22 protein-coding genes are annotated in these 25,031 nt (G+C 35.1%); 9 read left to right on the forward strand and 13 right to left on the reverse strand.

The features are described from left to right. The first annotated feature begins 251 nt into the window (after positions 1-251). Both AB8B52_RS10815 and AB8B52_RS10820 read left to right on the forward strand, forming a co-directional pair. On the forward strand, positions 252-854 hold the full coding sequence (locus AB8B52_RS10815) for a hypothetical protein (protein ID WP_406027971.1): 603 nt from the start codon (positions 252-254) through the stop codon (positions 852-854). Positions 855-1,063: 209 nt separating this feature from the next. Continuing rightward, on the forward strand, positions 1,064-2,794 hold the full coding sequence (locus AB8B52_RS10820; RefSeq protein WP_406027973.1) for a patatin-like phospholipase family protein: 1,731 nt from the start codon (positions 1,064-1,066) through the stop codon (positions 2,792-2,794). Between the two features lie 189 nt (positions 2,795-2,983). Here the strand turns inward: AB8B52_RS10820 and AB8B52_RS10825 are convergent, their stop codons facing one another. Further along, positions 2,984-4,168 (reverse strand): acetate/propionate family kinase, encoded by a 1,185-nt coding sequence (locus AB8B52_RS10825; protein ID WP_406027974.1) that lies wholly within the window; start codon positions 4,166-4,168, stop codon positions 2,984-2,986. A 13-nt stretch (positions 4,169-4,181) separates the two neighbouring features. Continuing rightward, entirely contained in the window at positions 4,182-6,290 is a 2,109-nt protein-coding gene (pta, locus tag AB8B52_RS10830; protein ID WP_406027976.1) for a phosphate acetyltransferase, read from the reverse strand. A gap of 334 nt (positions 6,291-6,624) precedes the next feature. Between pta and AB8B52_RS10835 the strand changes: the two genes are divergently transcribed. Further along, the gene (locus AB8B52_RS10835) at positions 6,625-6,816 is read left to right on the forward strand and encodes a cold-shock protein (RefSeq protein WP_092467858.1); all 192 of its coding nucleotides are present in this window, start codon (positions 6,625-6,627) and stop codon (positions 6,814-6,816) included. Between the two features lie 107 nt (positions 6,817-6,923). Here the strand turns inward: AB8B52_RS10835 and AB8B52_RS10840 are convergent, their stop codons facing one another. From AB8B52_RS10840 to AB8B52_RS10855, 4 genes are all read right to left on the reverse strand, one after another. Next, entirely contained in the window at positions 6,924-7,307 is a 384-nt protein-coding gene (locus tag AB8B52_RS10840) for a hypothetical protein (RefSeq protein WP_406027979.1), read from the reverse strand. 292 nt (positions 7,308-7,599) lie between these two features. After that, positions 7,600-8,343, reverse strand: coding sequence for an acyl-CoA desaturase (locus AB8B52_RS10845; protein WP_406027981.1), 744 nt, complete (start codon positions 8,341-8,343; stop codon positions 7,600-7,602). Between the two features lie 124 nt (positions 8,344-8,467). Then, the gene (locus AB8B52_RS10850; protein WP_406027983.1) at positions 8,468-9,037 is read right to left on the reverse strand and encodes a Crp/Fnr family transcriptional regulator; all 570 of its coding nucleotides are present in this window, start codon (positions 9,035-9,037) and stop codon (positions 8,468-8,470) included. 13 nt (positions 9,038-9,050) lie between these two features. Continuing rightward, positions 9,051-9,797 (reverse strand): arylesterase, encoded by a 747-nt coding sequence (locus tag AB8B52_RS10855; protein ID WP_406027985.1) that lies wholly within the window; start codon positions 9,795-9,797, stop codon positions 9,051-9,053. Between the two features lie 26 nt (positions 9,798-9,823). Between AB8B52_RS10855 and AB8B52_RS10860 the strand changes: the two genes are divergently transcribed. After that, a complete protein-coding gene (locus AB8B52_RS10860) occupies positions 9,824-10,513 on the forward strand; it encodes an ABC transporter ATP-binding protein (RefSeq protein WP_406027987.1) in 690 nt (229 codons plus the stop codon). Positions 10,514-10,561: 48 nt separating this feature from the next. Continuing rightward, the gene (locus AB8B52_RS10865; protein WP_406028016.1) at positions 10,562-13,057 is read left to right on the forward strand and encodes an ABC transporter permease; all 2,496 of its coding nucleotides are present in this window, start codon (positions 10,562-10,564) and stop codon (positions 13,055-13,057) included. 78 nt (positions 13,058-13,135) lie between these two features. Here the strand turns inward: AB8B52_RS10865 and AB8B52_RS10870 are convergent, their stop codons facing one another. Beyond that, a complete protein-coding gene (locus AB8B52_RS10870; RefSeq protein ID WP_406027989.1) occupies positions 13,136-14,245 on the reverse strand; it encodes an acyltransferase in 1,110 nt (369 codons plus the stop codon). A 107-nt stretch (positions 14,246-14,352) separates the two neighbouring features. After that, on the reverse strand, positions 14,353-15,228 hold the full coding sequence (locus AB8B52_RS10875) for a LytR/AlgR family response regulator transcription factor (RefSeq protein WP_406027991.1): 876 nt from the start codon (positions 15,226-15,228) through the stop codon (positions 14,353-14,355). An 83-nt stretch (positions 15,229-15,311) separates the two neighbouring features. Between AB8B52_RS10875 and AB8B52_RS10880 the strand changes: the two genes are divergently transcribed. From AB8B52_RS10880 to AB8B52_RS10890, 3 genes are all read left to right on the forward strand, one after another. Then, positions 15,312-16,655, forward strand: a complete 1,344-nt coding sequence (locus tag AB8B52_RS10880; protein WP_406027993.1) for a DEAD/DEAH box helicase — start codon at positions 15,312-15,314, stop codon at positions 16,653-16,655. Positions 16,656-16,771: 116 nt separating this feature from the next. Next, complete coding sequence (locus AB8B52_RS10885) at positions 16,772-18,085, forward strand: DEAD/DEAH box helicase (protein WP_406027995.1); 1,314 nt, start codon at positions 16,772-16,774, stop codon at positions 18,083-18,085. 18 nt (positions 18,086-18,103) lie between these two features. Beyond that, positions 18,104-19,003, forward strand: coding sequence for an EamA family transporter (locus AB8B52_RS10890; protein WP_406027997.1), 900 nt, complete (start codon positions 18,104-18,106; stop codon positions 19,001-19,003). A gap of 45 nt (positions 19,004-19,048) precedes the next feature. Here the strand turns inward: AB8B52_RS10890 and AB8B52_RS10895 are convergent, their stop codons facing one another. Then, positions 19,049-20,386, reverse strand: coding sequence for an exonuclease domain-containing protein (locus tag AB8B52_RS10895; RefSeq protein WP_406027999.1), 1,338 nt, complete (start codon positions 20,384-20,386; stop codon positions 19,049-19,051). A gap of 784 nt (positions 20,387-21,170) precedes the next feature. Here AB8B52_RS10895 and AB8B52_RS10900 point away from each other — a divergent pair. After that, a complete protein-coding gene (locus tag AB8B52_RS10900) occupies positions 21,171-21,572 on the forward strand; it encodes a hypothetical protein (protein ID WP_406028001.1) in 402 nt (133 codons plus the stop codon). Positions 21,573-21,621: 49 nt separating this feature from the next. Here the strand turns inward: AB8B52_RS10900 and AB8B52_RS10905 are convergent, their stop codons facing one another. The 4 genes from AB8B52_RS10905 to AB8B52_RS10920 all read right to left on the reverse strand — a co-directional run bounded on the left by AB8B52_RS10905 (position 21,622) and on the right by AB8B52_RS10920 (position 25,031). Then, the gene (locus tag AB8B52_RS10905) at positions 21,622-22,245 is read right to left on the reverse strand and encodes a hypothetical protein (protein ID WP_406028003.1); all 624 of its coding nucleotides are present in this window, start codon (positions 22,243-22,245) and stop codon (positions 21,622-21,624) included. A 204-nt stretch (positions 22,246-22,449) separates the two neighbouring features. Then, positions 22,450-23,610 (reverse strand): iron-containing alcohol dehydrogenase, encoded by a 1,161-nt coding sequence (locus AB8B52_RS10910; RefSeq protein ID WP_406028004.1) that lies wholly within the window; start codon positions 23,608-23,610, stop codon positions 22,450-22,452. A 106-nt stretch (positions 23,611-23,716) separates the two neighbouring features. Continuing rightward, positions 23,717-24,349, reverse strand: coding sequence for an NAD(P)H-dependent oxidoreductase (locus AB8B52_RS10915; RefSeq protein WP_406028006.1), 633 nt, complete (start codon positions 24,347-24,349; stop codon positions 23,717-23,719). Positions 24,350-24,365: 16 nt separating this feature from the next. After that, on the reverse strand, positions 24,366-25,031 hold the full coding sequence (locus tag AB8B52_RS10920; RefSeq protein WP_406028008.1) for an NAD(P)H-binding protein: 666 nt from the start codon (positions 25,029-25,031) through the stop codon (positions 24,366-24,368).

Genomic DNA, 25,031 nt, shown 5'->3' on the forward strand with positions numbered 1-25,031 from the left:
ATCATTAAAAGGTGTTCTTTTTTTGACTAAAATTTATCTTAGAAGTTGGAAGCTTTAAGTTGAAACTTAATGTCTTAATAAATAGACATGCGTTTTTATAACAATGTCTCTATTCTAAATGAAAACACCGTATTTAGTCGAACATATCTGTTACGTTTTTCGGTTTATCGTAAATATTTAGCATTGGTATTATTTTTAAGGTGTTACGAGTTAAAAGTCCTAATTTTAATGTAAACTAAATATTTATAGCTATGAAAAATATAATCACTTTCTTTTGTACTTTATGTTTTATTGTAATCACGCAAACGAGTGTTGCTCAAAAAGCAAATGCCGATTATAGTGCTATAACTGATAGGGCAGAAGCGCAGTTAAGTAACACGGATACAATTCCAGATTTTAGATCTAAAATCAATCAATTAAAATTAACAGGTATTGTTTACCAAAGTGATGGTGTCACTCCTGCTAAAGATGTTATTCTTTTTATTGAACAGCCAGATGAAAATGGAAATTTTGATTTAAGACATGCCGACGATAACCGTTACGTGTTTCATAGAAGTTGGGTAAAAACAGATGCTGATGGTAGATACACCTTTTACACCTTTGTACCAGGTGGCGACAGGCGTTTTAATCAGTTGCAACAAATATTTCCTTTAATAAAAGCACCAACTCAACCAGCTTACGCATTAGAAACTTTTCTATTTGATGAGGATCCTTTACTAACTAGAACCTGCAGAAAGCGTATGGCTAAAAAAGGTGATCCAACACGTGTTTTGAAACCAACTCTTAAAGATGGCATTTTGGTTGCCGAACGTCATATTACATTAAAGACTGATCTTGACTTAGCAGAATTATAAAAAGCTACTGATATTATATACAAAATGTCCTCTACATTATGTTGAGGACGTTTTTTTATGCTTTTATTTTAAAGATAATTTTAGAATAATGACGTTTCAGCTCGTATCTGTTATAGAATTCTATGGGATAAGTATTGGTATGCTTTTAATGTTAAGCATTAAAGCTCTATTTTTAGAACGCATAACACCAATTTCAAAATTATCGATCTATGAGCAAACAAACATTCCATTTAGGATTAACCATGGCAGGTGCAGTTTCTGCTGGTGCGTATACGGCTGGTTTTATGGATTATATTTTAGAAGCACTTTCGGAATGGGAAAAAGCTAAAAAAGAACCTCTAACAGATGCTAACCACAATATTCCGAGGCACGAGGTTGTTATTGATGCTATTGGTGGAGCTTCGGCAGGTGGTATGGTAGGTATGATTACCACCTTAGCATTATATGCTGGGAATTGGAAACCTGTAAAAAAAGTATCTCACGTTAAAACAGGTAATATCCTTTACGATAGTTGGGTGTTTTTAGATGATGACGATAGTCTTTATACCAAAGAAAAATCAGGAAAAACTACCTTCGACAAAATGCTAACGACTGAAGATATTGTCTCAGATAAACGTGCTCCGTCATTATTAAATTCTAAACCCATCGATCATATTGCCGAACGCGTTTTTAATAATTTACCTGAAGACGCTAGTTTAACAAAATTTCCAAGTTACATTTCTAAAGATTTCAGATTACTGATCACCTTAACCAGTTTAAGACCTTTAGATTATAAGGTGAAATTAAGTCGCCTGAAATCTAAGTTTTTAGACGAAACACCAGCCCATCGTATTAGCAGTCATGATGTGGTTGCACATTTTAAATTAGATTATAACACAGAAGACAGAGAACACTATTTACCTTTTGAGCCACTTAAATCATCCTCTCGCGACTTTTTAGCCAAAGTGACTAAAGCCACAGGAGCCTTTCCTTTTGGGTTACAACCACGTTATTTTGATGCAAGTTTTGAAACCGCTTATTTACAGAATAATCTCAGAGTTAGAAAAGCCTTTGACAAAGATATGGCTGTACATTTTGATGACATTGATGCTCCTAATTTTCAATTCACGGCAATTGATGGTGGTACTATTAATAACGAACCTTTTGATGAAGTTTTACGGCATTTAGTTCAAAAGCATGGCAAACCTAACGAAGAACATCCGCAATACGGAACCATATTAATAGATCCTTTCCCTAATTTCTTTGAATCTGCCGAAACCACCGCACCAAATTATAACAAGACCGATTTATTAAGTGTGCTTGGCAGTTTGGTACCAACCATTTTAAACCAAGCTCGAAATAAACAAACGGATACGTACGGCATTGGTTTATTTAAATTAATGGCATTTCCAAGAAAGTTAAAACCAGGTGCAAGAGCGCTGCGAGATCATCCTCCATTAGCAACAGGTGGTATTGGAGGTTTTGGTGGATTTTTAGATATTGAATTTAGAAAGCACGATTTTTTTCTAGGTAGAGATAACGCACGTAATTTTCTACGAGGATTTCTATTTTTAGAATGCGATAGGGAAGACCCAAATAATTTGTTTTATGGTGTTAGCGACAGTGCTATTGAAGATTTTCAAAGAAAAATAGAACAAGCCGATGGTAGCGAGAAAATATACATGCCAATTATACCAGATGTAAGTAAGCTTACTGGTGATACCAATCCTTCTAAGTATGAAGTTGAAGAGTTTCCTAAATTTAAGGTTGAAGCATTTAGAGCTTTAAAAAAACCAATTAAAAAGCGTATTAAAGCTATTTTGAAAGCCGAACTTAAAGGCAGAATTAAAAGTGTTTTATTACGACCTGTAATTTCAGCCTTAATAGGCATTTTCGCCTCTAAAATAACAAGGTTGGTGATGCAGAAAGTTGAAGCTGATTTTAAACTTCGGAAAATGTAGCTGTTCTTATTGAATTTTATTTTAGCTATTTATCTTCCTGTGGGACATCATCTAATTTTGATTTGAAAGTAAACATCATATAAGTCATTTAGTTCTCGACTGCGCTCTAACGGATAGTAGACTATTCAATTAATTAAGCCTGTAAGAAAAATAATGGGACTTATAACTTAAGCCGTTTTATAATAAACATTAATTCAAAAGTTGAAAAGCTTGTTTGGCAATTTCTAATTCTTCATTGGTAGGAATGACTAGAATTTTGGTTTTCGACGTACTGGTATTGATTTCTCTTAAATCTTTAGAACGGATTCTATTTTTTGCATCATCTAAAACTAAACCAAAATAATCCATATCCTTACACGCTAATTCACGAAGCACTTTCGAGTTTTCGCCTATACCAGCCGTAAATACAATGGCATCCAAACCATTCATAGCAGCAACATAAGCACCAATGTATTTTTTAATTCTGTAAGCCGTCATGTCTAAAGCGAGTTTACAATCGTCATTTCCTAATTCAGCTTGTGTTTGTATGTCGCGCAAATCGCTATATCCCGTTAAGCCTAGTAAACCACTTTCCTTGGTGAGCAATGTGGTGACTTTATCTAGACTATAACCCAAACTATTTACTAAATAATAAATAATCGCATGGTCAATATCTCCACTTCTGGTACCCATTATTAAACCATTAGAAGGCGTAAAGCCTAAGCTGTGATCCTTACTTTTACCGTCAACTGTGGCTGTTATGCTGCAACCATTACCTAAATGAATGGTAATAATTTTAGAAGTGTTTAGCTGTAAATAATCCAATGCTTTTTCAGTGACATATTTATGACTCGTACCATGAAAACCATAGACTTGAATGCCATGTTTTGTGTAAAGTTCATTCGGAAGGGGATACTTTTTAGCTTTTTCTGGTAAGGTTTGAAAAAATGCTGTATCAAAAACAGCGGCTTGTTTGGCATTAGGAAATAAGGCTTCAGCAACACGAATACCTTCAAGATTATTAGGATTATGCAAAGGAGCTAAATTAGCATAATCATCAATTTTTTGTTTGACGGCATCTGTGATAAGTGTGGTATCAGAAAACGAATTTCCACCATGCACTACACGATGCCCAACAATTGAAATCGCATCGGTATTTTTAATCACACCTTTTTCAGCATCTAATAAAAATCCGACGACCTTTTTTAACCCTTCATTATGATTTTTTATAGCAGTCGTTTCCTGAATATCAAACCCATCGGTTTTATAATTAATAACAGCATCCTTGTCTCCAATACGTTCTACAAGTCCGCTGCAAACTAAAGCTTCAGAAGGCATTTTTATGAGTTGAAATTTTATAGAAGAACTACCTGAGTTAATGACTAAAATATGCATAGTGATATAAGATTTAGATGCCTTGTGCTTGAATTACAGTCACAATGACCGTGTTAAAAATATCTTCGGTCGTACAACCACGACTCAAATCATTAACGGGTTTATTCAAACCTTGAATGATTGGGCCAATAGCTAAAGCCTTCGTTTCACGTTGTACCGCTTTATAAGTATTGTTTCCGGTATTAAGATCAGGAAAAATAAACACATTCGCTTGACCTGCTACTTCAGAATCTGGAAGTTTTGTTTTTCCAACCTTAATATCTACAGCAGCATCGTATTGAATTGGCCCTTCTACTTTTAAATCGGGTCGTTTGGTTTTTACAAGTGCTGTGGCTTGTCTTACACGTTCTACATCTTCACCAACTCCAGAAGCACCAGAAGAATACGATAACATGGCAATTTTAGGATCAATACCAAAGGCTAAACTTGTGGTTGCTGAGGATATAGCAATTTCAGATAATTGTTCTGCATTAGGATTAGGATTAATAGCACAATCGCCATAGACCGAAACCCGATCTTCTAAACACATAAAAAATACGGATGAGACGATAGAGGTTTCAGGTTTGGTTTTTATAAATTGAAGTGCTGGTCTTATGGTATGCTGCGTGGTATGTACAGCACCAGACACCATACCATCAGCATCTCCTTTATGCACCATCATCGTACCGAAGTAGGAGACATCTTCCATTAAATCTTCAGCCATGGCTAAATTTACATTTTTGTGTTTTCTCAATTCGTAAAGCGTTTCTGAATAGGCCTTAAAGTGAACTGACTCAATAGGATTGATGATCGTAACACGATTTAAATCAAGCGAAAGGTCTAACAGTGCAATTTTATTTTCAATTTGTTTTCTATCTCCAAGTAAGGTAATATTTACGGCATCAACATCGATTAATTGTTTGGTCGCTCTTAAAATACGTTCGTCTAAGCCTTCGGGTAAAACAATATGTTTTTTGTTCAATTTGGCGCGTTGCAATAAATTATATTGAAACATGCGTGGAGTAATTCCTTTGGTTTTGAAAGTAATAAGGCGTTCTACGAGTTCGTCTGTATGCACATGTTTTTCAAATTCTTTAACAGAAGTATTGATTTTTTCGGTATTCTGAGCGTAGATTTGAGATTTAATAGATCCAATTAAATTGGCTACGGCAAACGTGCCTTCTTTAGCAGATATAATAGGAACAATATCCGAAAGGCCTTTAATCAGTTTTATAATAGAAGCTTCAGGTCTAAGCCCTCCTGTAAGTACAATGCCAGAAAGTGATGGATAATTATCCGAAATATGAGCTTGCAACGCACCAAGTATAATATCTGCACGATCACCTGGTGTAATCACCAAACCATTTTCTTTTAAATGGGTTAAATAATTACGTAGTTGCATGGCTCCGACGCTAAAGTTACCAGCTTGATTATTAATATAAGCTTCGCCAAATAAAACATCCGCATCAAGTGCCTCTACAATTTCTTTGATAGATGGATTGGCTAAAATGGAATTTAACGGAATGGCATTTACAATAACCTTAGATGGCAAGTCCTTTTTTAACTCTGTAATGACTAAATCTTGATTTTGAGGTTCTACTTTATTGGCAATGACCGATAAGACTTCAACCCCTTTATCTTTAAAAGAATCGAAAGCCATATGCAAATTACCAACAAGATCCTCTAAAGTTTTGCCAACACCACTAGCTAAAATAATAGCAGGAATACCAAGGTTTTTAGCAATTAAGATATTGATATCGAATTCAATAATAGCGCCTTCGCCAATAAAACTACTGCCTTCAACTAAAACAAAATCAAACCGTTCTTCAATTGCTTTATATTTTTCAATAATGGTGCTAATAATAGCTTCATCTTTATTATCGTTTTTCATTTTAATAACGTCACTTCTTGTAAATGCATAGGCATCTTCAAATTTTAGATCGAGATTAAAATGAGTGGTCACTGTATTAATGTGGTTATCAACTTTTCCTGTTTCAAAATCATCAACAATAGGTCTAAAGTAGCCCACTTTAGCAGCTTTACCTAGTAATAATTGCATAAGACCTAAGGATATAATAGACTTTCCACTATGTGGTTCTGTTGTAGCAATATAGATGGCTTTATTGGTAGGTGTGGTGTTCATTTTATATGGAAATAACGTTGGTTTTTAAAGTATAATAGTCAATAACAAATTTAACACTTTAGAAGGTGTTATCCATGAGTTATTCTTGGTATTTCGAGTGAATACGACTTTGCTTATAACAAACAACGTTCATTTTTAAATGCGAAGAATAGTAATGACAAGGTTTAACCTTTTTGCTCTAAATATCAGTGGTTTCCGTTATTTTAACTCGATAAAAGTTGGGTATTTTACTTTAAAACGCACAATAAATTGAAAATAAGTAGATTAAAATAGTTTATCTAAAAAAATGGCACCATCTTTGCAATTCAATAAGTATTATAAATTAAATTACATTATGAGTAAAGGAACAGTAAAGTTTTTCAACGATGCCAAAGGATTTGGTTTTATCACTGAAGAAGGAGTAGACAAAGATCACTTCGTACACATTTCTGGATTAGTTGACGAAATTCGTGAAGGCGATGAAGTTGAATTCGATCTTGAAGAAGGTAAAAAAGGATTAAACGCAGTAAACGTAAAAGTTATCTAATACATATACTACAAAGTTTAATGAAAAGCCCATCAGTAATGATGGGTTTTTTTATGAGCTAAAGCGAAGTAGTTCCTATTTTACTTGTTTTGAAATGGCAGATGCTCTTAATTCAACACATAAGTTAAGCCAAGTGTTGGACCAATACCAGAATATAGATTGTTTATGTTATCTGAAGTGATATTTTTGGTACTTATGTACGGAATGATAATTTCGAGTCCAAATTTTTCATTAAAAAAATAATTTCCTCCAAGTCCAATATTTAGCACAGAAATGCCTCCGCTAAGTTCTCGATGCTGAGCATTAGTAGCATCGTTATTATTGGCTTCGTATTTAATAGTACCAAAGCCAAAACCAAATTCAGCAAAAATTCGCATTTTTTCTTTATTAGCAAAATTATTTCGCAATGTGGGAATAAAAGCATAAGAGTTATAATATGAATCGACATTACCAACGGTTAAATCGTTCAACGTGGCATAAGAAAAATTCAAATCAATAGACGTTTTATCGGAAATAAAATAACCTATCGCAGGTTTTATAACAAGTCCGTTTATCCCAGATTCAAATCCATCTGACGACCCAAAAAGCGGTAATGCTGAAACGGTAAGTTTAAGATCATTTTTTTTAGATTGACCAAATCCATTTAAGAGTCCAACGGCTATAAATACTAAGACTAATACGTTCTTCGTCTGATTTTGTTATATTTAAAATTATAGAAGATGATGCATCAACAACCGTTCCTTAGTGGTTTTACTGAGAAATAAAAATCACATTTAAAATAGCTTACTTCGATTTCACTCTAATCGGCTTCAGTTGAATGCAACCGACAGTATCCAAAATCTTTATAATAACGTACGTGAGATCAATTTCGTACCATTTTACGCCAAAATTAGCTCTACTGGCATACTTGTGGTGATTGTTGTGGTAGCCTTCGCCCATCATAAGAAAATCGAAACGAAATAAATTTTTACTTGTATTCTTCATTTTGAAATTCACGTAGCCATAAATATGTCCAAACCAATTGATAATTACACCATGAATAGGAGCCATTAAAAACGTAATTGGTAACAAAAACCATTGCCAAGTAGCTGTGGTAAAAAGCACAAAGAATAAAACATAGAAGGAAATCCAAAGAACGCGCGATAAACGGGAACTTGCAAAACGATCAAAACCTTTCCATTGTGGTACATTTTTAGTAAAACGTTCATCTATTTCAATTCGATTTTGATTGATATCTTGATAGATGGTTTTGGTTTTCCACATCATGGCGAAGAGATTGGCATCGTGTGATGGAGAATGCGGATCTTTTTCGGTATCTGTGTAGGCATGGTGCATGCGATGCATAATACCGTAACCATAAGCACTTAAGTAACTTGAACCTTGGAAAATCCAAGTCAGCACAAAAGTGATACGCTCCATAGTTTTAGACATTGTAAACACCTGATGCGCTGCATAACGATGTAAAAAGAAGGATTGAAAAAATAAACCTCCGTACCAAAGTACGAGTACAAATATGATGATAGCCATAGCTTTTTTTACAAAGATAAATGGCAGTGGTGTGCTAAACAATGAACCCAAATCAATTAATTGAGTTGTGAGTTCAGAGTTTATAGTTCATAGTTCAGAGTTCAGAGTTTTGAGTTGGGAAATGTTAGACGCGCTTTCTTATTCTACTTAAGGCTTGTGCTGTGACACCGATATAAGAGCTGATGTATTTTAACGGAATTACTTTTAATAATTCTGGTCGTTCTTTAAATAATTTGAGATAGCGTTCTTCAGCCGATAAATTTAATAGGTTTTGTTCGCGTTTAGACTTCAATAAAAACAAACGTTCAGCAGTAAGTCTGCCAATAAGATTCCCTATTTGCGTGTTGTTATAAACGTCTTGTAAATCCGCATAAGTGATACTTAATAGGCTGGTTTCTGTGAGTGCTTGTAGCTGATAAGCCGAAGGTGTTTGTGTTAAAAACGAATCGTAAGCACTGATAAATTGATTTTTAAAACTAAATCCAAAGGTAATTTCTTTATCCGGATTTTCTTTAGGAATAAACAAACGTACCACACCAGATTCTATAAATGATATGTGATTTTCAATCGCATTCAATTGCAGAAAAATGGCTTTCTTTTTAATCACTCTAGGTTGCAGTTTTGAGGTGAAAAAATCCCAATCTGAAGTCGATATGCTTGCTATTTGATCTAAGTAATCCTTTATTTGTTGCACGTATATTTTGGTATTACTTGGTTATAATTGGCTTTAGCACATCCCAAACGGTTTGCGCTACGATTTGATGACCTTCAACCGTAGGATGAATACCATCACTTTGATTCAGAGTAGCAATACCACCAACATCTTTTAAAATAAAAGGAATAAACGGTAAATTGTTCACTTTTGCTAAGTCTGAATATAATTGTCTGAACTCACTCGTGTAATCTTGTCCCATATTTGGTGGTAGTTCCATACCTGCTAATATAATGGTGGTTTCAGGACTTTTTTCGTTTACAGCATCAATAATGGCTTGTAAATTAGTCCGTGTTTCAGATAATGGCACACCACGTAAACCGTCATTAGCGCCTAATTCTAGTAAAAAAACAGCAATATCTTGATTTAAAATCCAATCAATTCTACTTTTACCACCAGCTGTCGTTTCTCCACTTAAACCAGAATTTACAACTGTATAATTTAAGTTCAATGTATCTATTTTTTCTTGTAGCAACGCAGGAAACGCATCATCACTATCCTCTAAGCCATAACCAGCGGTAATACTATCGCCAAAGCATAAAATCGTTTTAGACGTCGTTTTTGCTGTTACAGCTTCATTTGTTACTGAATCAGATTCAGCCATAGGTGACGTTTCTTTGGTTTTGGCATCTCCACAGGCTAAGACTAAAAAGCAGCTTATAAAATAACAAAACTTTAAGATTTTAGAAGCCAATGCTACTGGTAGAATTGAACGCAATTGATTATTTTCAGCCTTCGACATAAGGTGTCAATTAAATTAAAATTAATATGCCAAAGATATTAAAGATAACTGGGCTAGAAAAGACATATTCTAGTGGTAACAAACAATTAACGGTTTTGCAAAATATCTCTTTTGAAGTTGAAAAGGGACAAACATTTTCTATAATTGGGCCTTCAGGAAGTGGGAAAACGACCTTATTAGGCTTGTGTGCAGGTTTAGACGAACCCAATGCTGGAACTGTAGAATTATGCGGACAAAATTTAAGTGACTTAAACGAAGATCAGCGTGCACAATTACGCAATAAAGAGGTGGGTTTTATTTTTCAAAACTTTCAATTATTACCAACATTAACGGCTTTGGAAAATGTGAGTGTGCCTTTAGAACTTCAAGGTCATAAAAGTGCTGTTAAAAAGAGTATGGCCTTATTAGAAAAAGTAGGTTTGGCAGACCGTTTTCATCATTATCCATCACAACTTTCTGGTGGAGAACAGCAGCGAGTGGCTTTAGCAAGAGCCTTTGCAAACACTCCATCTATTTTGTTTGCCGATGAACCAACAGGCAATTTAGATGAAGAAACAGGCGAAAAAGTTATTAAACTATTGTTTGATTTGAATAAAGAAGCTGGCACAACGTTGGTCATTATTTCTCACGATTTAGATTTAGCCAACCGTACCCAACAGATTTTACGACTTAAAGGTGGACAAATTTTAACCAACCAACTGACGTCAGTGTCTTAATTTAAGGTGAATCAATTTATGACTTCAAATACAACATGGTTATTTAAAATGGCATGGCGCGATGCTAAGGCGAGTCGTGTACGATTACTATTGTTCATGGCTTCTATTATTTTGGGTATTGCAGCCGTGGTGTCTATTCAATTATTTAGCACCAATTTAAAAGACAATATACGCGTGCAGTCTAAAGCTTTAATGGGTGCAGACTATATTATTGATACCAGACAGCAACCAACTCCACGTGCTAAAACTATTATAGATTCGTTGCAACCTGATGCTTCAGAAGTAAATTTTGTCTCCATGATCGCCTTTCCTAAAAATGGTGGCACCAAATTAGTACGTGTACGCGGTATGCAAGGTGATTTTCCATTTTACGGAGATATTGATACGCAACCCACCTCAGCAGCAACTACATATCAAGATTTAGGTGGAGCTTTAGTTGATGCGACTTTATTACTACAATTTAATATAAAACCTGGTGATTCTATACAAGTTGGTGAACTTACGTTACCTATTGTAGGAGCTTTAAAAGCGATTCCAGGAAGTACAGCGATTTCAACCTCTGTTGCACCACCAATTATTATTCCTTATCGTTTTATTGAAGATACTGAGTTACTTCAATTTGGAAGTCGTAAAGAATATCAATTCTTTTATAAAGCGTCTGATACTTTAAATTTAGAACGCCTAGAAAAAGCCTTACAGCCAATGCTCGAGGATGAAAAAGCAGATTTAGATACACATACAAGTACGAGTCAGCGTTTGGGACAGCGGTATGATAATGTTGGGAAGTTTTTAAATTTAGCCGCTTTTATTGCCTTACTCTTAGGTTGTATTGGTATTGCTAGTTCTGTTCATATTTACATTAAAGAGAAATTAAGAGCCATTGCCGTTTTAAAATGTATGGGAGCTTCAAGAAAACAGAGTTTCCTCATCTTTTTAATTCAAATTGCAGGTATTGGTGTGGTTGGTGGGTTGATTGGTTCGCTTATTGGCATCGCATTACAAGAATTATTTCCATACATCTTGCAAGAATTTCTTCCGTTTACGGTTGAAGTCAGTATTTCAGCACAACCTATTGTTATCGGAGTGTTTCTCGGCTTATTTATGTCAGTACTATTTGCCTTGTTACCATTATTAAGAACTTGGTATGTGTCTCCATTAGAAGTACTGCGGGTTGACGAACAAGCCACACAAGAGCCTTTAAAAATCAGACTTCTGGTGTTTAGTGCTATTTTAGGTTTTCTATTTTTATTTTCATTTTGGTTGCTTCAAAATGCCGTTTATGCTTTGGGTTTTGTGTTGGCTACACTGGTCACATTTGCTGTTTTAGCAGTGGTGGCTACACTTTTTATTAGAGCGATTCGCCGTTTTTTTCCAAAACGTTGGAGTTTTACAGCACGCCAAAGTTTATTAAACTTATTTAGACCGAATAATCAAACCGTGGTATTAGTCGTTGCTATTGGTTTAGGCACATTTTTAATTAGCACTTTATATTTTACAAAGGATATTTTATTGGCAAAAACTGAGGTTGGCGATACGTCGGCTAATGCCAATGTGATAATTTTAGATGTGCAAACCCAACAACGCGAAGCGATTGGAGAGTTAATCAAAGCGAAAGACTTGCCTGTACTTAACAATATTCCATTGGTTACCATGCGTATGCACAGTATTAAAGGCCAATTGATTAATGCATTGCGACAAGATTCTACACGCCAAATTAGACGCTGGATTTTAAATCACGAATTTAGAACCACCTATCGTAATGCTTTAATTGATTCGGAAACACTATTAGAAGGAGAGTGGACACCAGAATTATCCAAGGACGATGCTATAGTCATTTCCATTTCAGATAACTTAGCAAGAGATGCCAAAGTTGCAGTTGGTGATGCTATTGTTTTTAATGTACAAGGCGTGTTGATGGAAACTACCGTAGGTAGCATCCGAAAGGTAGATTGGGGACAATTACAACTTAATTTTTCTATTGTTTTTCCTGCAGGTGTGTTAGAAAAAGCACCACAGTTTAATGTCATAACCACAAAGGTACCAGATGAAAAAAGTTCGGCAGATTTACAGCGCGATTTGGTGTCAAAATATCCAAATGTTTCTATTATTGATTTAAGACAGGTTTACACGATTGTGGAAGACATTTTAGATAAAGTCTCTTGGATAATTAATTTTATGGCTTTCTTTAGTATTCTTACAGGTATTATTGTGCTAATAGGTTCCGTGCGCACTAGCAAATATCAACGCATTAAAGAAAGTGTGTTGTTACGAACCTTAGGTGCAAAGAATGCTCAAATATTAAAGATTTCGGCTTTAGAGTATCTGTGTTTAGGACTTTTAGGAAGTTTGGTAGGCATATTATTAGCTTTATTGAGTAGTTTATGTTTGGCCTTATTTGTGTTTAAAGCTCCGTTTGTACCTTCTTTAGTACCGTTTTTAGTGTTTTTACCAGGTATTACACTTTTAGTTTTAGCGATTGGATTGAGTAATATTCAAACCGTATTAAAAAGTTCTCCTTTAGAAGTTTTACGACGTGAGGGTTAAATAAATGAAATGAGCTGATTTTTTTAATCATATCTCATGACAACCATATTTTGAATATAATTTACGGTTCAACCCTCATTAGTCTTTCTTTTTCATGCCGAAAAGTAATCTTGTGATTCTAAAAGGATAAATGAACACACGGTATATCGTTAGTGTCAAGATAAATGTTATACTTAATAGCAACAAGAGTTTTATCGGTATACCGAGTTCTAACTGAACTATATAATAACCTACAACCACTATAAGAGTTTGGTGTAAGATATAGAATGGATAGATGGCTTCGTTGCAACGTTGAAGTAAGTTACTATTTTTATCGAACCACAGTTGACCATAACCCAATAGTGCAATGACAAAGGTCCATCCTAAAAGTGCACAAAGGGCATACCACAAACTCCATCGTGTTTCAACAGAAAGGTAAGGCGCAATTATGCTGTTAGGCATAAAGTAGTAACTGTAGAATAATGCGCTACTTATTAAAAATACACTAGCATTAAATTTTCTATGCGTTTTTAAGTTATTCCAAATATGAGACGAACTAGCAAATAGCATTCCTGAAACAAAAAAGTAACTGTAATAAAATGTTGAAGACAAGTTAGTGATGTCTTTTGAATCTGACGCATAGTGTTTCTTAAGATATACGTTAATCAATAATAAGGGTAACACACCTAAAAAGAGGCCTATTTTTTTGGAAGATAACCTTTCAAAACGTTTTATGAAGCTATCAGATTTTGAGGATTTTAGCACTAGTATTAAAGGAATAAAAAAGATAGACATTAGAAATAGGTTTTCTATAAACCACAGATGATTGACATCAAAAGAGAAATTTCTATAAACATCTGCATAGGACGTAAAATTTGCTTTGTGTTCAAAATAAGTTTGTGGAGGTATGATTATTAGGATTCCGAAAAAAAGAGGAATTAATAAGCGTTTACTGCGTTCTTTTATAAATTCAAACGATGTTCGTTTTGAAAAAGCAAACATGGTACCTATTCCTGAAATTAGAAATAATAAAGGCAATCGAAATTGTTCAAAAAAGACCATCATATCATCAAGCACTTTACTTGATTCTAAGTTCATAATATGAAATTTATCACCATTAAAAGGCATGCCAATATGGTGCAGAAATACGGCTAAAATGGCAATGACTCTGAGCCAGTCGATGTCGTAGCGTCTTTTTTTTATCTTCAATTTAAAAGGTGTTTAGTAGAAAACGTAAACTTAATAATAAAGGGCTTAGCGTCACGCGATTTGTGACTGCTAACAATCTTAAGTGACGAAATACAAAGCAAGTTAAATTATAATTTACTGTAAACGCTATTAAAATGCTTTACTAAAGAACGTGATACAGGAATAATATCGGTGCTGTGTTTTAAGGATAATTCGTAACCTTGCGCATTTCCAGCTATCGATGTCACCATATCTAGATTTACAATATACGACCGATGTGTTCTTAAAATTTGTGAATATGACTCTAGTTGTTTTTCAAAATCTTTAAGTGTGATCCGGATAAGCATCTTAGATACATTTTTATCGGAGTAGGTATACACTTCCGTGTAGTTACTTTCTACTTTAGCGTATAAGAAATTAGTAATCATCAGCTCAAAACTATCATGAGATGTGCTGTTTTTTATTAACACTTTTTCTAAATATTCCTTTTTATCCTGAGAAATAGTAATCTGTTTTAAAAGCGATTGATGCTTGTAAGTAAGACGTTCTAAATTTAAAGGTAAAATAACGGTTATAAGCAGTATACCTACTAAAAATGTATTTCGTATTTCTTCATAAAAATAACGCAGCGACCAATTGTTTGGATTGGTATAAACAACATCTCTAATTAAAAAACTGCAAATACCAAGGCTTAAAAGTAGCATCGATAGTACTAAAAATTCTTTACCGATAGTCCATTTAGATATATGGTGTTTTCTTAAATTAACCATGCTAAAGTAGAAAAACGCTATTGGTAGAGGGAGAAATGCGTGAATAAGCAAAATATAGAAGGATGGAATTTTGTGTTCTGATGCATTAACTTCAAAAGGTTCAAAAAAATATGAGAATCCAAAACTCAAGACACTAATAAGCCCTAAAGACACTAATAATCGTGTTTTATTATCATAGTAATACGGATAAGGTGCTTTAAGGTATTGCTTAATGTTTGCGAAAATTAATGTCATATTAAAGCGAAATTAGCTGTTTTACTAGAACTTATAAAATTTTTATAGACACAGTATTGTTACCTTTGGCAAAATTATTTTTTATGCCAACTTCTTTTTCGGATTTAGGAATTCATAAGCAGCTCCAAAAAGGCCTAGCCGATTTACAAATTACAGTACCAACCGATATACAGGAAAAAACCATTCCTGTGGTATTGAATCAGAAAGACGATGTGGTGGCTTTGGCTAAAACAGGAACAGGAAAAACAGCCGCTTTCGGATTGCCTTTATTACAATTAATAGATACAGACCATACCGAAATACAAGCCGTAATCTTAACACCAACGCGCGAACTGGGACAACAAATTGGCACTAATTTAGAAGCCTTTGCGAAACACATGCCAAGTATTTCAATCGCAACCGTTTGTGGAGGTATTCCCATAAAACCTCAGATCGAACGTTTAAAAAATACCACACATATTGTAGTGGCAACACCAGGACGTTTAGCCGATTTGGTAAAACGAAATGCCATCGATATTTCAAAAATAACCTACTTCATTTTAGATGAAGCTGATGAAATGGTGAGCGCTTTAAAAGAAGGCTTGGATGCTATTATTAAAGAAATTCCGAAAAAGCGACGTACGCTGTTATTCACGGCAACCATGCCAGGCAGCATAAAACAATTGGTACAGAATTACATGTCCAAAAACGTGGTGCATATTGAAGCTGATATGGCAACTGTTGGTCATCAAGGCATTGATCACCAGTTTGTGGTGGTAGAGCCTATTGAAAAACTAGATGTATTACTTCATTTTTTAAATAGCAAACCTGGACAACGTGGTATTATATTCTGTAAAACCAAGGCAGCGGTTAATAAATTAGCAAAGAATTTAGCGATTAATAAATTCTCTTCTGGTGCTTTGCATGGTAGTTTGAGTCAAGGCATTCGTGATCGGATTATGGGACAATTTCGAGACAACCATATTGATATTTTGGTTGCTACCGATTTAGCAGCGCGTGGCTTAGATATCAAAGATGTAGCTTATGTTATCAATTATCATTTACCAGATACTTATGATGCTTATGTGCATCGGTCTGGAAGAACCGCTAGAGCAGGAGCCAAAGGTTTAGCTTTAACGATTTTACAACAAGAAGAAGTCATCGATATTGCTGATTTTGAAGATGAATTAGGCATTGTGTTCAAAGAACATAAAAAAGCAGACGCTAAAAGTATTGAAGAGAACAAAACGATGTTATGGGCTAAGAAAATATTTAAGACCAAACCGAATCGTGATATATCAGAAACGTTACGACGCGATGTGAGAACCGTATTTCATCATTTAACCAAGGAAGAGTTAATTGAAAAAATATTGGCAAATCAATTGGCACAAACCACATTAGCTGAACCAAAGGAACGTGATTCTAAAGCTAAGAAAAAGAAGAAATAGGTATTAAGTTACTTATCATTAGATACATAGTTATTAGGTTATTTAGTTATTTCGGCATAAACTTAATAACCTAATAACCTAATAACCTAATAACCCAATAACCCAATAACCCAATAATGGCAAATAACATCAAAGCACAACAAGAGATTCTTGAAAAACTGAGTATCTATCAACTCAATCCGATGCAAGAACAAGCCTTAGAAGCCATAGAGAACAACGACAAAACCATACTCTTATCTCCAACAGGAACAGGGAAAACCTTAGCGTTTTTATTACCATTGCTCGAGCGTTTAGATCCAGACTGTGAAGAAGTACAAGCCTTAATAATTGTACCATCGAGAGAATTAGCCATTCAGATTGAAACGGTTATCAGAGATATGGGTTCTGGTTATAAAGCCAATGCTATTTATGGTGGTCGTGCTATTTCAAAAGATAAAATTGAATTAAAGCATACGCCTGCCATTTTAATAGGTACACCAGGTCGTTTGGCAGATCATTTTGAACAAGCGCGTTTTACAACCAAATTCATAAAAACTTTAGTGATTGATGAGTTTGATATTTCTATTGAAGTTGGAGCAGGAGGTGAAATGAAATTTATTATGGGTTATTTAGCCAACGTCAACAAGCGCATATTAACCTCTGCAACACAAGGAGCTTCAATACCTAAGTATCTGAAAATGGATGGTGGTAAAACGTTAAATTTTCTAACGGAAAAGCCAAGTTCTAAATTAGACATTAAAACAGTGGTTTCGCCTTCAGCAAATAAGCATAATACGTTGGTCGATTTATTGCATCACGTTGGTAGTGATCCTGGTATTGTGTTTTGTAATAAAAAAGAACGTCTCGAAGATTTAAGCCGATTTTTAGATAAAAAGAATGTGGCACATACCTGTTTTCATGGTGGTATGGAGCAACGCGATCGTGAGCGTGCATTGATAAAATTAAGAAATGGTTCTGTATCTGTTCTTGTGGCGAGTGATTTGGCGGCTCGAGGCATAGATATCCCAGAAATGAGTTATATTATTCATTACGAAATTCCAGAAGCTATTCAAGAATATACCCATAGAAACGGAAGAACTGCCAGAGTCAACTCTAAAGGAACGGCTTACTTAATTAAAGGTGATCGTGAAGTGTTTCCAGATTTCATTGAAAACTCTAAAGTCATTCGTATTAAAAGTGGAAGTGAAATTAAACCACCATTTTGGACGACTTTATTTATTTCTGGTGGGAGAAAAGATAAAATTTCTAAAGGTGACATCGCAGGTTTATTCTTTAAACAAGGTCACATTACAAAAGACCAATTAGGTGTTATTGAATTGAAACAAGATTGTGCTTTTGTTGCCGTTCCTTTAAGTATTGCAGATCGTTTAGTTGATAAGCTCAATAATGTACGCTTAAAGAAGAAAAAAGTTAGAGTACAGGTTATTTAATATATTGTCAACTAAACCATGCAAAAGCCAAGTTCTAAGTCGCTCATCATTATTGCATTTATTGCGATCTACCTAATTTGGGGTTCGACCTATTTACTTAATAAAATATCAGTAACCGAATTGCCGCCTTTATTTCTGGCAGCCATTCGCTTTTTTGTAGCAAGTCTTTTAATATTTGGTATTGCTAAAGCCTTAAAGTTTAATCTCAAAATCACGAAAAAACAGCTTTTAAATTCAACGTTTGTTGGCTTTTTATTTTTGGTTTATGGCAACGGTGTTTTTGTATGGGCTTTAAAATATATCGATAGTGGCTTTGGAGCTTTGTTAGCATCCACACAACCTTTGTTTGTCTTATTGCTTATGCGATTAATAGATAAGAAAAAGATGCGACCAAAATCCTTAGTTGGCGTTGGTCTTGGTATTATTGGCATGTATTTGCTCGTTAGCCAAAAGGAATTGGTGACCAACGAAGAAACGCTATTAGGTATTTTTATGATTTTTACCTGTGTGTTGAGTTGGAGTTACGGCAGTGTGTTTGTCTCTAAAGCCGATGTGCCCAAAAACTATTTTGTGAGTACAGGCTATCAAATGCTCATTGCGAGTATCATGTTAGCCGCTGCCAGTTTGTCTTTAGGCGAAACATGGTCGTCTCCGTTAACTTGGAGTCCTAAAGTGCAACTCACCATGTTGGCACTGATTACCTTTGGAAGTATTGTCGCATTTACGGCTTTCAATTATCTGTTAAAGCAAGTTTCTACCGAAAAAGTATCGACTTCAGCATACGTGAATCCTATTGTAGCGATGCTCCTAGGTTGGTATGTTTTAGATGAAACACTCAGCACACAGTCGATCGTTGCAGCAGCTGTATTATTGACAGGTGTTTATTTTATCACGACACGAAAAAAACGTGGTGTTTAAGATTTTAAAGCTATACGTTTTGAATGATCCGCTAGCTTCCATAAGCTACAACTTCATCAAATGCGGACGTAATATCTTCTGAATATCAATATTATCTTTCTGTGGAATTAAAAACGCTTGTAAATCATCAATATGGTTAATAGGTTCCGATTTTTCTATAAAACCATAACCAACATAAGCACCACCTTTAATCATTACAAAAGCATCTTCATTGGCTTGTCTGCCTTTTTCTTTCATAACAATATCTTCTTTATGATCCGATATATCGTAAATCGCTTCTAAGACGCGGTTGTTGTACTCTTCAACAGATTCTTCATCACGACAAATACCGTTACAGTTTTTAATACTATAATGCGAACATTCTGAAACCGCTTCTTGCAAATGGCAGTATTTAGGACACAAATTATACTTTGCGCATAGTTTTTCGGTAAAAGCACGCACCTCTCTAATATTGTAAAACGTAATGATGGGATTTGGTACCAAACGGCCTTTATTACTCGCTAAATGCAGAATCCCTTTCCGATCTTCATAAGAGAATATGGAAAACGACTGAATGGTGCGTTTCGACACTTTGTTATACACAGGAAAGTGATGTTTAATCGCTGCATCTTCCATAAGTAATGCCACGAGTTCGCTGCCAGAAGTTTCAAAGTCAATATCACCTGTTTCGCGCACCATATCTTGTGCTTTCTTGGTTTTACTATAGAAATGACTGAGGACACGTTTTTTAATGTCTTTGGCTTTACCTACATAAATGACGTTGCCCTTTTTATCTTTAAAATAATAAATACCAGCAGTATTTGGCAAGGCCTCAAACGTTGCTTTTGGTAGGTTAGGAGGTAAGGTGGCTTCTCTAGACTTTTTATTTAGAAATGCTGTAAAAACGGCATCTGCATCAGGTTGTTGTAGGAGTAATTCAAACAGAATGGTGGTGGCTTCAGCATCGCCTCTGGCTCTGTGTCGATCCACCAAATTAATATTAAGGTCTTTACATAGTTTCCCTAAACTGTACGATCTGTGTCCTGGTAATAATTTACGCGATAAGCGAACGGTACAAAGCTTTTTTCTCGCAAAATCAATACCTAAGCGTTTGAATTCTCCATGAATTACATTAAAGTCGAAATTAACATTGTGCGCTACAAAAACAGCATCTTCTGTAATACTGAGAATGTCTTCTGCCACATCTTCAAACGATGGAGCATTGGCAACGGTTTCATTATCAATACCAGTGAGTGCTGTAATATGCGGTGGAATAAAACTATTGGGATTTACCAACGATGTAAATTCATCTATCACTGTGGTACCATCGTATTTAAAAACGGAAATTTCAGTCATGCGATTGCCTTGTCCTGTGGTTTCAACGTCTATTATGGTGTAGCGCATTTATTTGTTTTTATTGTGAATTTGAAGTTACTGCAAGATAATTGGTTTTGGTGGGATTTTGAAATTTAGTAGTAGGATTTAGGTTTAGATTATAATAATCACGGCGCACTTTGAGAAACAGAAACACACTTGAACACTATCTAATTTGATTGCAGTAAGAGTTTTCCATAGCTGACCCGGCGCATACCCGAAGGAGACCCGACGCACATACGGTTTAGATACGGCTTAGATACGGCTGAACTCTGGTTGAGATATGCTTATATGATCAAGCAGCAAATAATTTCTACTGGGATTATAGAAAACACAACGTGTTTGATACCATAATTCCGTGGACTTTAGAATGGTTTGTATATTATGAATTATATCTGATTACAGGGAAATGGGAGCAATCCTTTTATTGCTCATCGAGTGAGCTAGAAGTATAACTACTTAATTTTATCTTGTTTTATGAAATTATTTACCCGTAATGAGAAATATGTTATTTTTACTAACTTAATTCAGCCGAAGGAATATCGACTTTCTTGGCAGCAATAAACCACAAAAAGGATTCAATCCAAACAAACACCAACTTTCAAAACAATCCCATTCAATTCCTCTCAAATTCCTTCATCATAAGCCTTAGGTGATGGCTTAAAAACCACAAAAAATTGTTCTTAAGTTATACATAAGGTTTGGCTACCTAGAACATTTAAAGTAATAAGTTGACCTGTATGGCATCCATCGAATAAAGTGATGCTGCCTTTAAAAAAGGAATTTGTATATTTAAATACTAATTAAAAATAATATGAAAAACATTAAAATCATTATGTTGGCCTTGTGTATAGGTCTTAATGGATTCTTAGCAGCACAGACTTATGTTTCGCCACAACAAAAAACCACGACTAATGGCTTTACCAATAGAGTTGAAACAAAACTAATTAAAAACATTAGTATTGCAGACGGTAAGATTATAGCAGAGCTTCCAGAGGGAGGTACTTTTACTGCCGATATAGAATTGTTTAAAACCATAGAAGGTGTTAATGACGAAAATCGAACACTATATATTATTGCATCAGGCGGTATGCTCTCTATTAATGATGATTTAGTAGATGATAACTGGGACTGTATTGTACTGAACTTATTATCAACTCCAAAAAAGAAACACTATACATTTTGGCTCACCGAAGGAAATAAAGGTGATGATTAGTTTTTAAAACGACTATGGCGTTCATTAATATCATAGACGTGATTGCACTTTAGTCTACACATGCATCTTCTTTTAAAGCTATGGCATTAAGTTGTTTCCAAATCGGTTGACCATAAGCCTTTGGTGAGAGCTTAAAAATTACAAAAGCCTTTCCTGAAGTTTTACATAACCTCTGACTACCTAAAATTTTAACAGTGATGACTTTACCAGTGTGAAAGCCATCAAAAAAGGTCATTTCACCTTTAAATTGTGTACCACTTTCAGAAACTTCTAAATCACTTAATGCTAACTCAGGATCTGGAAATTCTTGAGCCCAATGATTGGGTTTCATGAGTTCCGTAAAATAATGATTGAGATTAAATTGTAAATCTTCTAATGGAATTTCTGTTTTAGTTTCTACTTGCCAAGACATTACGAGTGTCCAAAATTCTTGATGGTTGACGTTGTTCCAATTTGGTGCGAACCGTAATTCTTCAAAACCTGAGTAGGTGATTTTTGTAGCCCAGTCTATAGGAAATGGAATAATCTCTGTACTCCATGTGCTATCGGCTTTTACAATGGCTTGTTGCTTTTCGTTTTGCGCACTAATGCCAACTGATGAGCATAATAAAACTAAAGCGACTAAAGGTTTTAATGAGCTTAGGTGTTTTGAAAATAACATGACTCTACACATACTGTTTGTTTTGGTAAATGTAGGTTGCTAGAGTTTTCTAAATGTGAAAAAAGTGTAAAACGTTTGTAAAAGGATCGTTGTTCAGCGTTTTTTAATAAGTAAAGCATCACATTGAGCGCTATTCATAATAAGGAGCACTTCATTTTCTTAAGCATTTCAACTACGCTCAATGTGACTTTATACTTGTAATACCAATACCTTGTATTAATACGCCATTTTCACAATGCTTTCTACTTTATCTGGCGATAAGGATTTGTGTTCGCCTAAGGCCACCCAACCACGTGTTGTAAAACGTTCTGAGATGTTTTCAGCAGTACCCTCGTAATCTTTGGTATAATCTGACAGTTTGGTGTTAATACCTAATTGATGGAAGAAGGCTTCCGTTTTTTCAATAGCTGCGTTGGCTTTGTCTTCAATGCTACCTTCAGTAATGTTCCAAACACGCTCTGCATACTGTGCTAATTTTTCCTTTTTAGTTTCAAAATTAAACTTATAATGACTTGGTGCAATTATAGCTAAAGTACGTGCATGGTCTATACCGAATAAAGCGGTTAGCTCATGTCCGATGGCATGAACTGCCCAATCTGTTGGCACCCCTTTTTGTATTAATCCGTTTAATGCCATGGTACAACTCCACATAAAGTTAGAGGCTGCTTTATAATCTGTAGGATCTTTGAGTACTTTTGGTGCGACTTCAATTAAGGTTTGTAAGATACTTTCCGCAAAACGGTCTTGTAGTAAGGCACCAATTGGGTAGGTCATGTATTGTTCTAAGACATGTGTAAAGGCATCGGTTAGTCCGTTTGCCAATTGCCGTTGTGGAATTGACACGATGACCTGAGGATCTAATATGGAAAACTCTGGAAACAAACCAGGACCTCCCATGGCTAGTTTTTCTTTGGTTTCGGCTCTGGTGATTACGGAACCCGAATTCATTTCAGATCCTGTTGCTGGCAATGTTAAAACCGTTCCGAAAGGCATTCCCTCTTCTGTTCTGATGTTTTTAGATAAGATATCCCAAGGTCTATCGCCTTCAAATAATGCGGCAGACGCTAAAAATTTGGTGCCATCAATAACAGATCCGCCACCAACAGCTAGTAAATAGGTGATGTTTTCGTCTTTAATGATTTTTAAAGCTTCTAGTAAAACGGCATATTCCGGATTTGCAGGAATACCACCAAATTCTAAAACGTCTACTTTCGCTAAAGCTGTTTTGACTTGATCGTAAATACCGTTTTTCTTAATACTTCCACCACCATAGAGCAGCAGGACTTTGGCATCTTTAGGGATTTCGTTTTCTAGTTTTTCTATGGTGTTTTTTCCAAAAATGATTTTGGTCGGATTTTTAAATTCAAAATTGTTCATTGTTGTTTGTTTTATTTTAAATAAGTTCTTTTTAAGACTATATTTTAATGCGTTCAGACCTTTCGACTGCGCTCAAGGTGACCTATAATTTAAAAGAAAATGAGTTTTACTCCATAACCGTTACCAAATCTGTCATCGGTTTTCTCACTTTAACCAAGTTCACTAACCAATCCGCATCTTCCTTTCTATAACCTATTGGTAAGAGTACTGTGCTTCTTAGGCCTTTTTCGCGTAAGCCTAAAATGTCATCGATTTTGTCTGCGCTAAATCCTTCCATTGGTGTACAGTCTACTTTTTCGTAAGCTGCAGCAATCATGGCTGTACCTAAAGCGATATAAGCTTGCTTTGCTGCATGATTAAAGCTAATTTCAGGATCTTGTTGCGGATACGCGTTTAATAGCATTTGACGGTAGTTTTCCCAGCCTTCATTTTTAAAACCACGAATCTCGTTGGTTAAATCGAACATATAATTAATACGATCTGCCGTATAATGATCCCAAGCTGCAAAGACGAGTAGGTGAGAGCATTCGGTTACTACGGATTGGTTCCAAGCTTCTGGCCTAATTTTTTCCTTTAATTCTTGATTCTTAATCACTATAATTTCAAAGGGTTGCAATCCACTCGATGTTGGTGCTAAGCGCGCTGCTTCTAATATGCGATCTATTTTTTCTTCTGCTACGGTTTCGCCATTCATGGCTTTTGCAGCATATCTCCAATTTAATTTGTCTAATAATTCCATAGTTGTATTTTTAATTTTAGTTGTTATTTCCGAGTTGTTGTATGTCTTCTGAATTGATAATATTAGTCTGTTGCTGATTCGAATTTGCTAAATGAATCATAGCAGTTGCGATGGTTTCTGCCTTCACGATTCTATATTTTTTAAGAGGACCTATCAGTAACGGTTGAATGACTTTAAAAAATTTCAATCCCATATGCTCTAGTGTGCGTTTTTCATGACGTTGTCCACCAATTAAAGACGGTCTTAAAACATAGGTATTTTTGATGTTTTGCTTTAGCACGTCTTGTTCCATTTCGCCTTTGGTCTTGGTATAAAACGTGGTACTATTTTTATCAGCACCTATAGACGATATCACTAAAAATGTCTCTATGCCATTGATTTTAGCCAATTTTGAAGCTGAAACAGGAATGCCATAATCGATTTTTTTGTAAAGCGTTTTGTCTGGTGTTTTACTTTTAGTGGTACCAATACAGCAATACACCTCATCGGCTATAAAATCTGTTTTAAATTGCTCTAGGTCTAATAAATCGCCTATAAACTGACTGACTTTAGCGGGTTGGTCTTTCAGTTTTGAGCGCGATATGAGTTTAATGGTGTCGTAACGCTCGTCGGCTATTAATTTTTGAAGGACATAACTTCCTGTTAATCCAGAAGCTCCTAATATGAGTGCTGTTTTTTTCAT

Source organism: Winogradskyella sp. (assembly GCF_045105575.1).
Taxonomy (GTDB): Bacteria; Bacteroidota; Bacteroidia; order Flavobacteriales; family Flavobacteriaceae; genus Winogradskyella.

Bases quoted from the DNA above. Each gene is read 5' to 3' on its own strand.
- AB8B52_RS10825 (WP_406027974.1), bottom strand. From the start codon at position 4,168: ATGCATATTTTAGTCATTAACTCAGGTAGTTCTTCTATAAAATTTCAA.
- AB8B52_RS10915 (WP_406028006.1), bottom strand. From the start codon at position 24,349: ATGGAATTATTAGACAAATTAAATTGGAGATATGCTGCAAAAGCCATG.
- AB8B52_RS10895 (WP_406027999.1), bottom strand. From the start codon at position 20,386: ATGCGCTACACCATAATAGACGTTGAAACCACAGGACAAGGCAATCGC.
- AB8B52_RS10845 (WP_406027981.1), bottom strand. From the start codon at position 8,343: ATGGCTATCATCATATTTGTACTCGTACTTTGGTACGGAGGTTTATTT.
- AB8B52_RS10910 (WP_406028004.1), bottom strand. From the start codon at position 23,610: ATGAACAATTTTGAATTTAAAAATCCGACCAAAATCATTTTTGGAAAA.
- AB8B52_RS10860 (WP_406027987.1), top strand. From the start codon at position 9,824: ATGCCAAAGATATTAAAGATAACTGGGCTAGAAAAGACATATTCTAGT.
- AB8B52_RS10920 (WP_406028008.1), bottom strand. From the start codon at position 25,031: ATGAAAAAAACAGCACTCATATTAGGAGCTTCTGGATTAACAGGAAGT.
- AB8B52_RS10880 (WP_406027993.1), top strand. From the start codon at position 15,312: ATGCCAACTTCTTTTTCGGATTTAGGAATTCATAAGCAGCTCCAAAAA.
- AB8B52_RS10865 (WP_406028016.1), top strand. From the start codon at position 10,562: ATGGCATGGCGCGATGCTAAGGCGAGTCGTGTACGATTACTATTGTTC.
- AB8B52_RS10905 (WP_406028003.1), bottom strand. From the start codon at position 22,245: ATGTGTAGAGTCATGTTATTTTCAAAACACCTAAGCTCATTAAAACCT.
- pta (WP_406027976.1), bottom strand. From the start codon at position 6,290: ATGAACACCACACCTACCAATAAAGCCATCTATATTGCTACAACAGAA.
- AB8B52_RS10815 (WP_406027971.1), top strand. From the start codon at position 252: ATGAAAAATATAATCACTTTCTTTTGTACTTTATGTTTTATTGTAATC.
- AB8B52_RS10900 (WP_406028001.1), top strand. From the start codon at position 21,171: ATGAAAAACATTAAAATCATTATGTTGGCCTTGTGTATAGGTCTTAAT.
- AB8B52_RS10890 (WP_406027997.1), top strand. From the start codon at position 18,104: ATGCAAAAGCCAAGTTCTAAGTCGCTCATCATTATTGCATTTATTGCG.
- AB8B52_RS10820 (WP_406027973.1), top strand. From the start codon at position 1,064: ATGAGCAAACAAACATTCCATTTAGGATTAACCATGGCAGGTGCAGTT.
- AB8B52_RS10835 (WP_092467858.1), top strand. From the start codon at position 6,625: ATGAGTAAAGGAACAGTAAAGTTTTTCAACGATGCCAAAGGATTTGGT.
- AB8B52_RS10885 (WP_406027995.1), top strand. From the start codon at position 16,772: ATGGCAAATAACATCAAAGCACAACAAGAGATTCTTGAAAAACTGAGT.
- AB8B52_RS10875 (WP_406027991.1), bottom strand. From the start codon at position 15,228: ATGACATTAATTTTCGCAAACATTAAGCAATACCTTAAAGCACCTTAT.
- AB8B52_RS10855 (WP_406027985.1), bottom strand. From the start codon at position 9,797: ATGTCGAAGGCTGAAAATAATCAATTGCGTTCAATTCTACCAGTAGCA.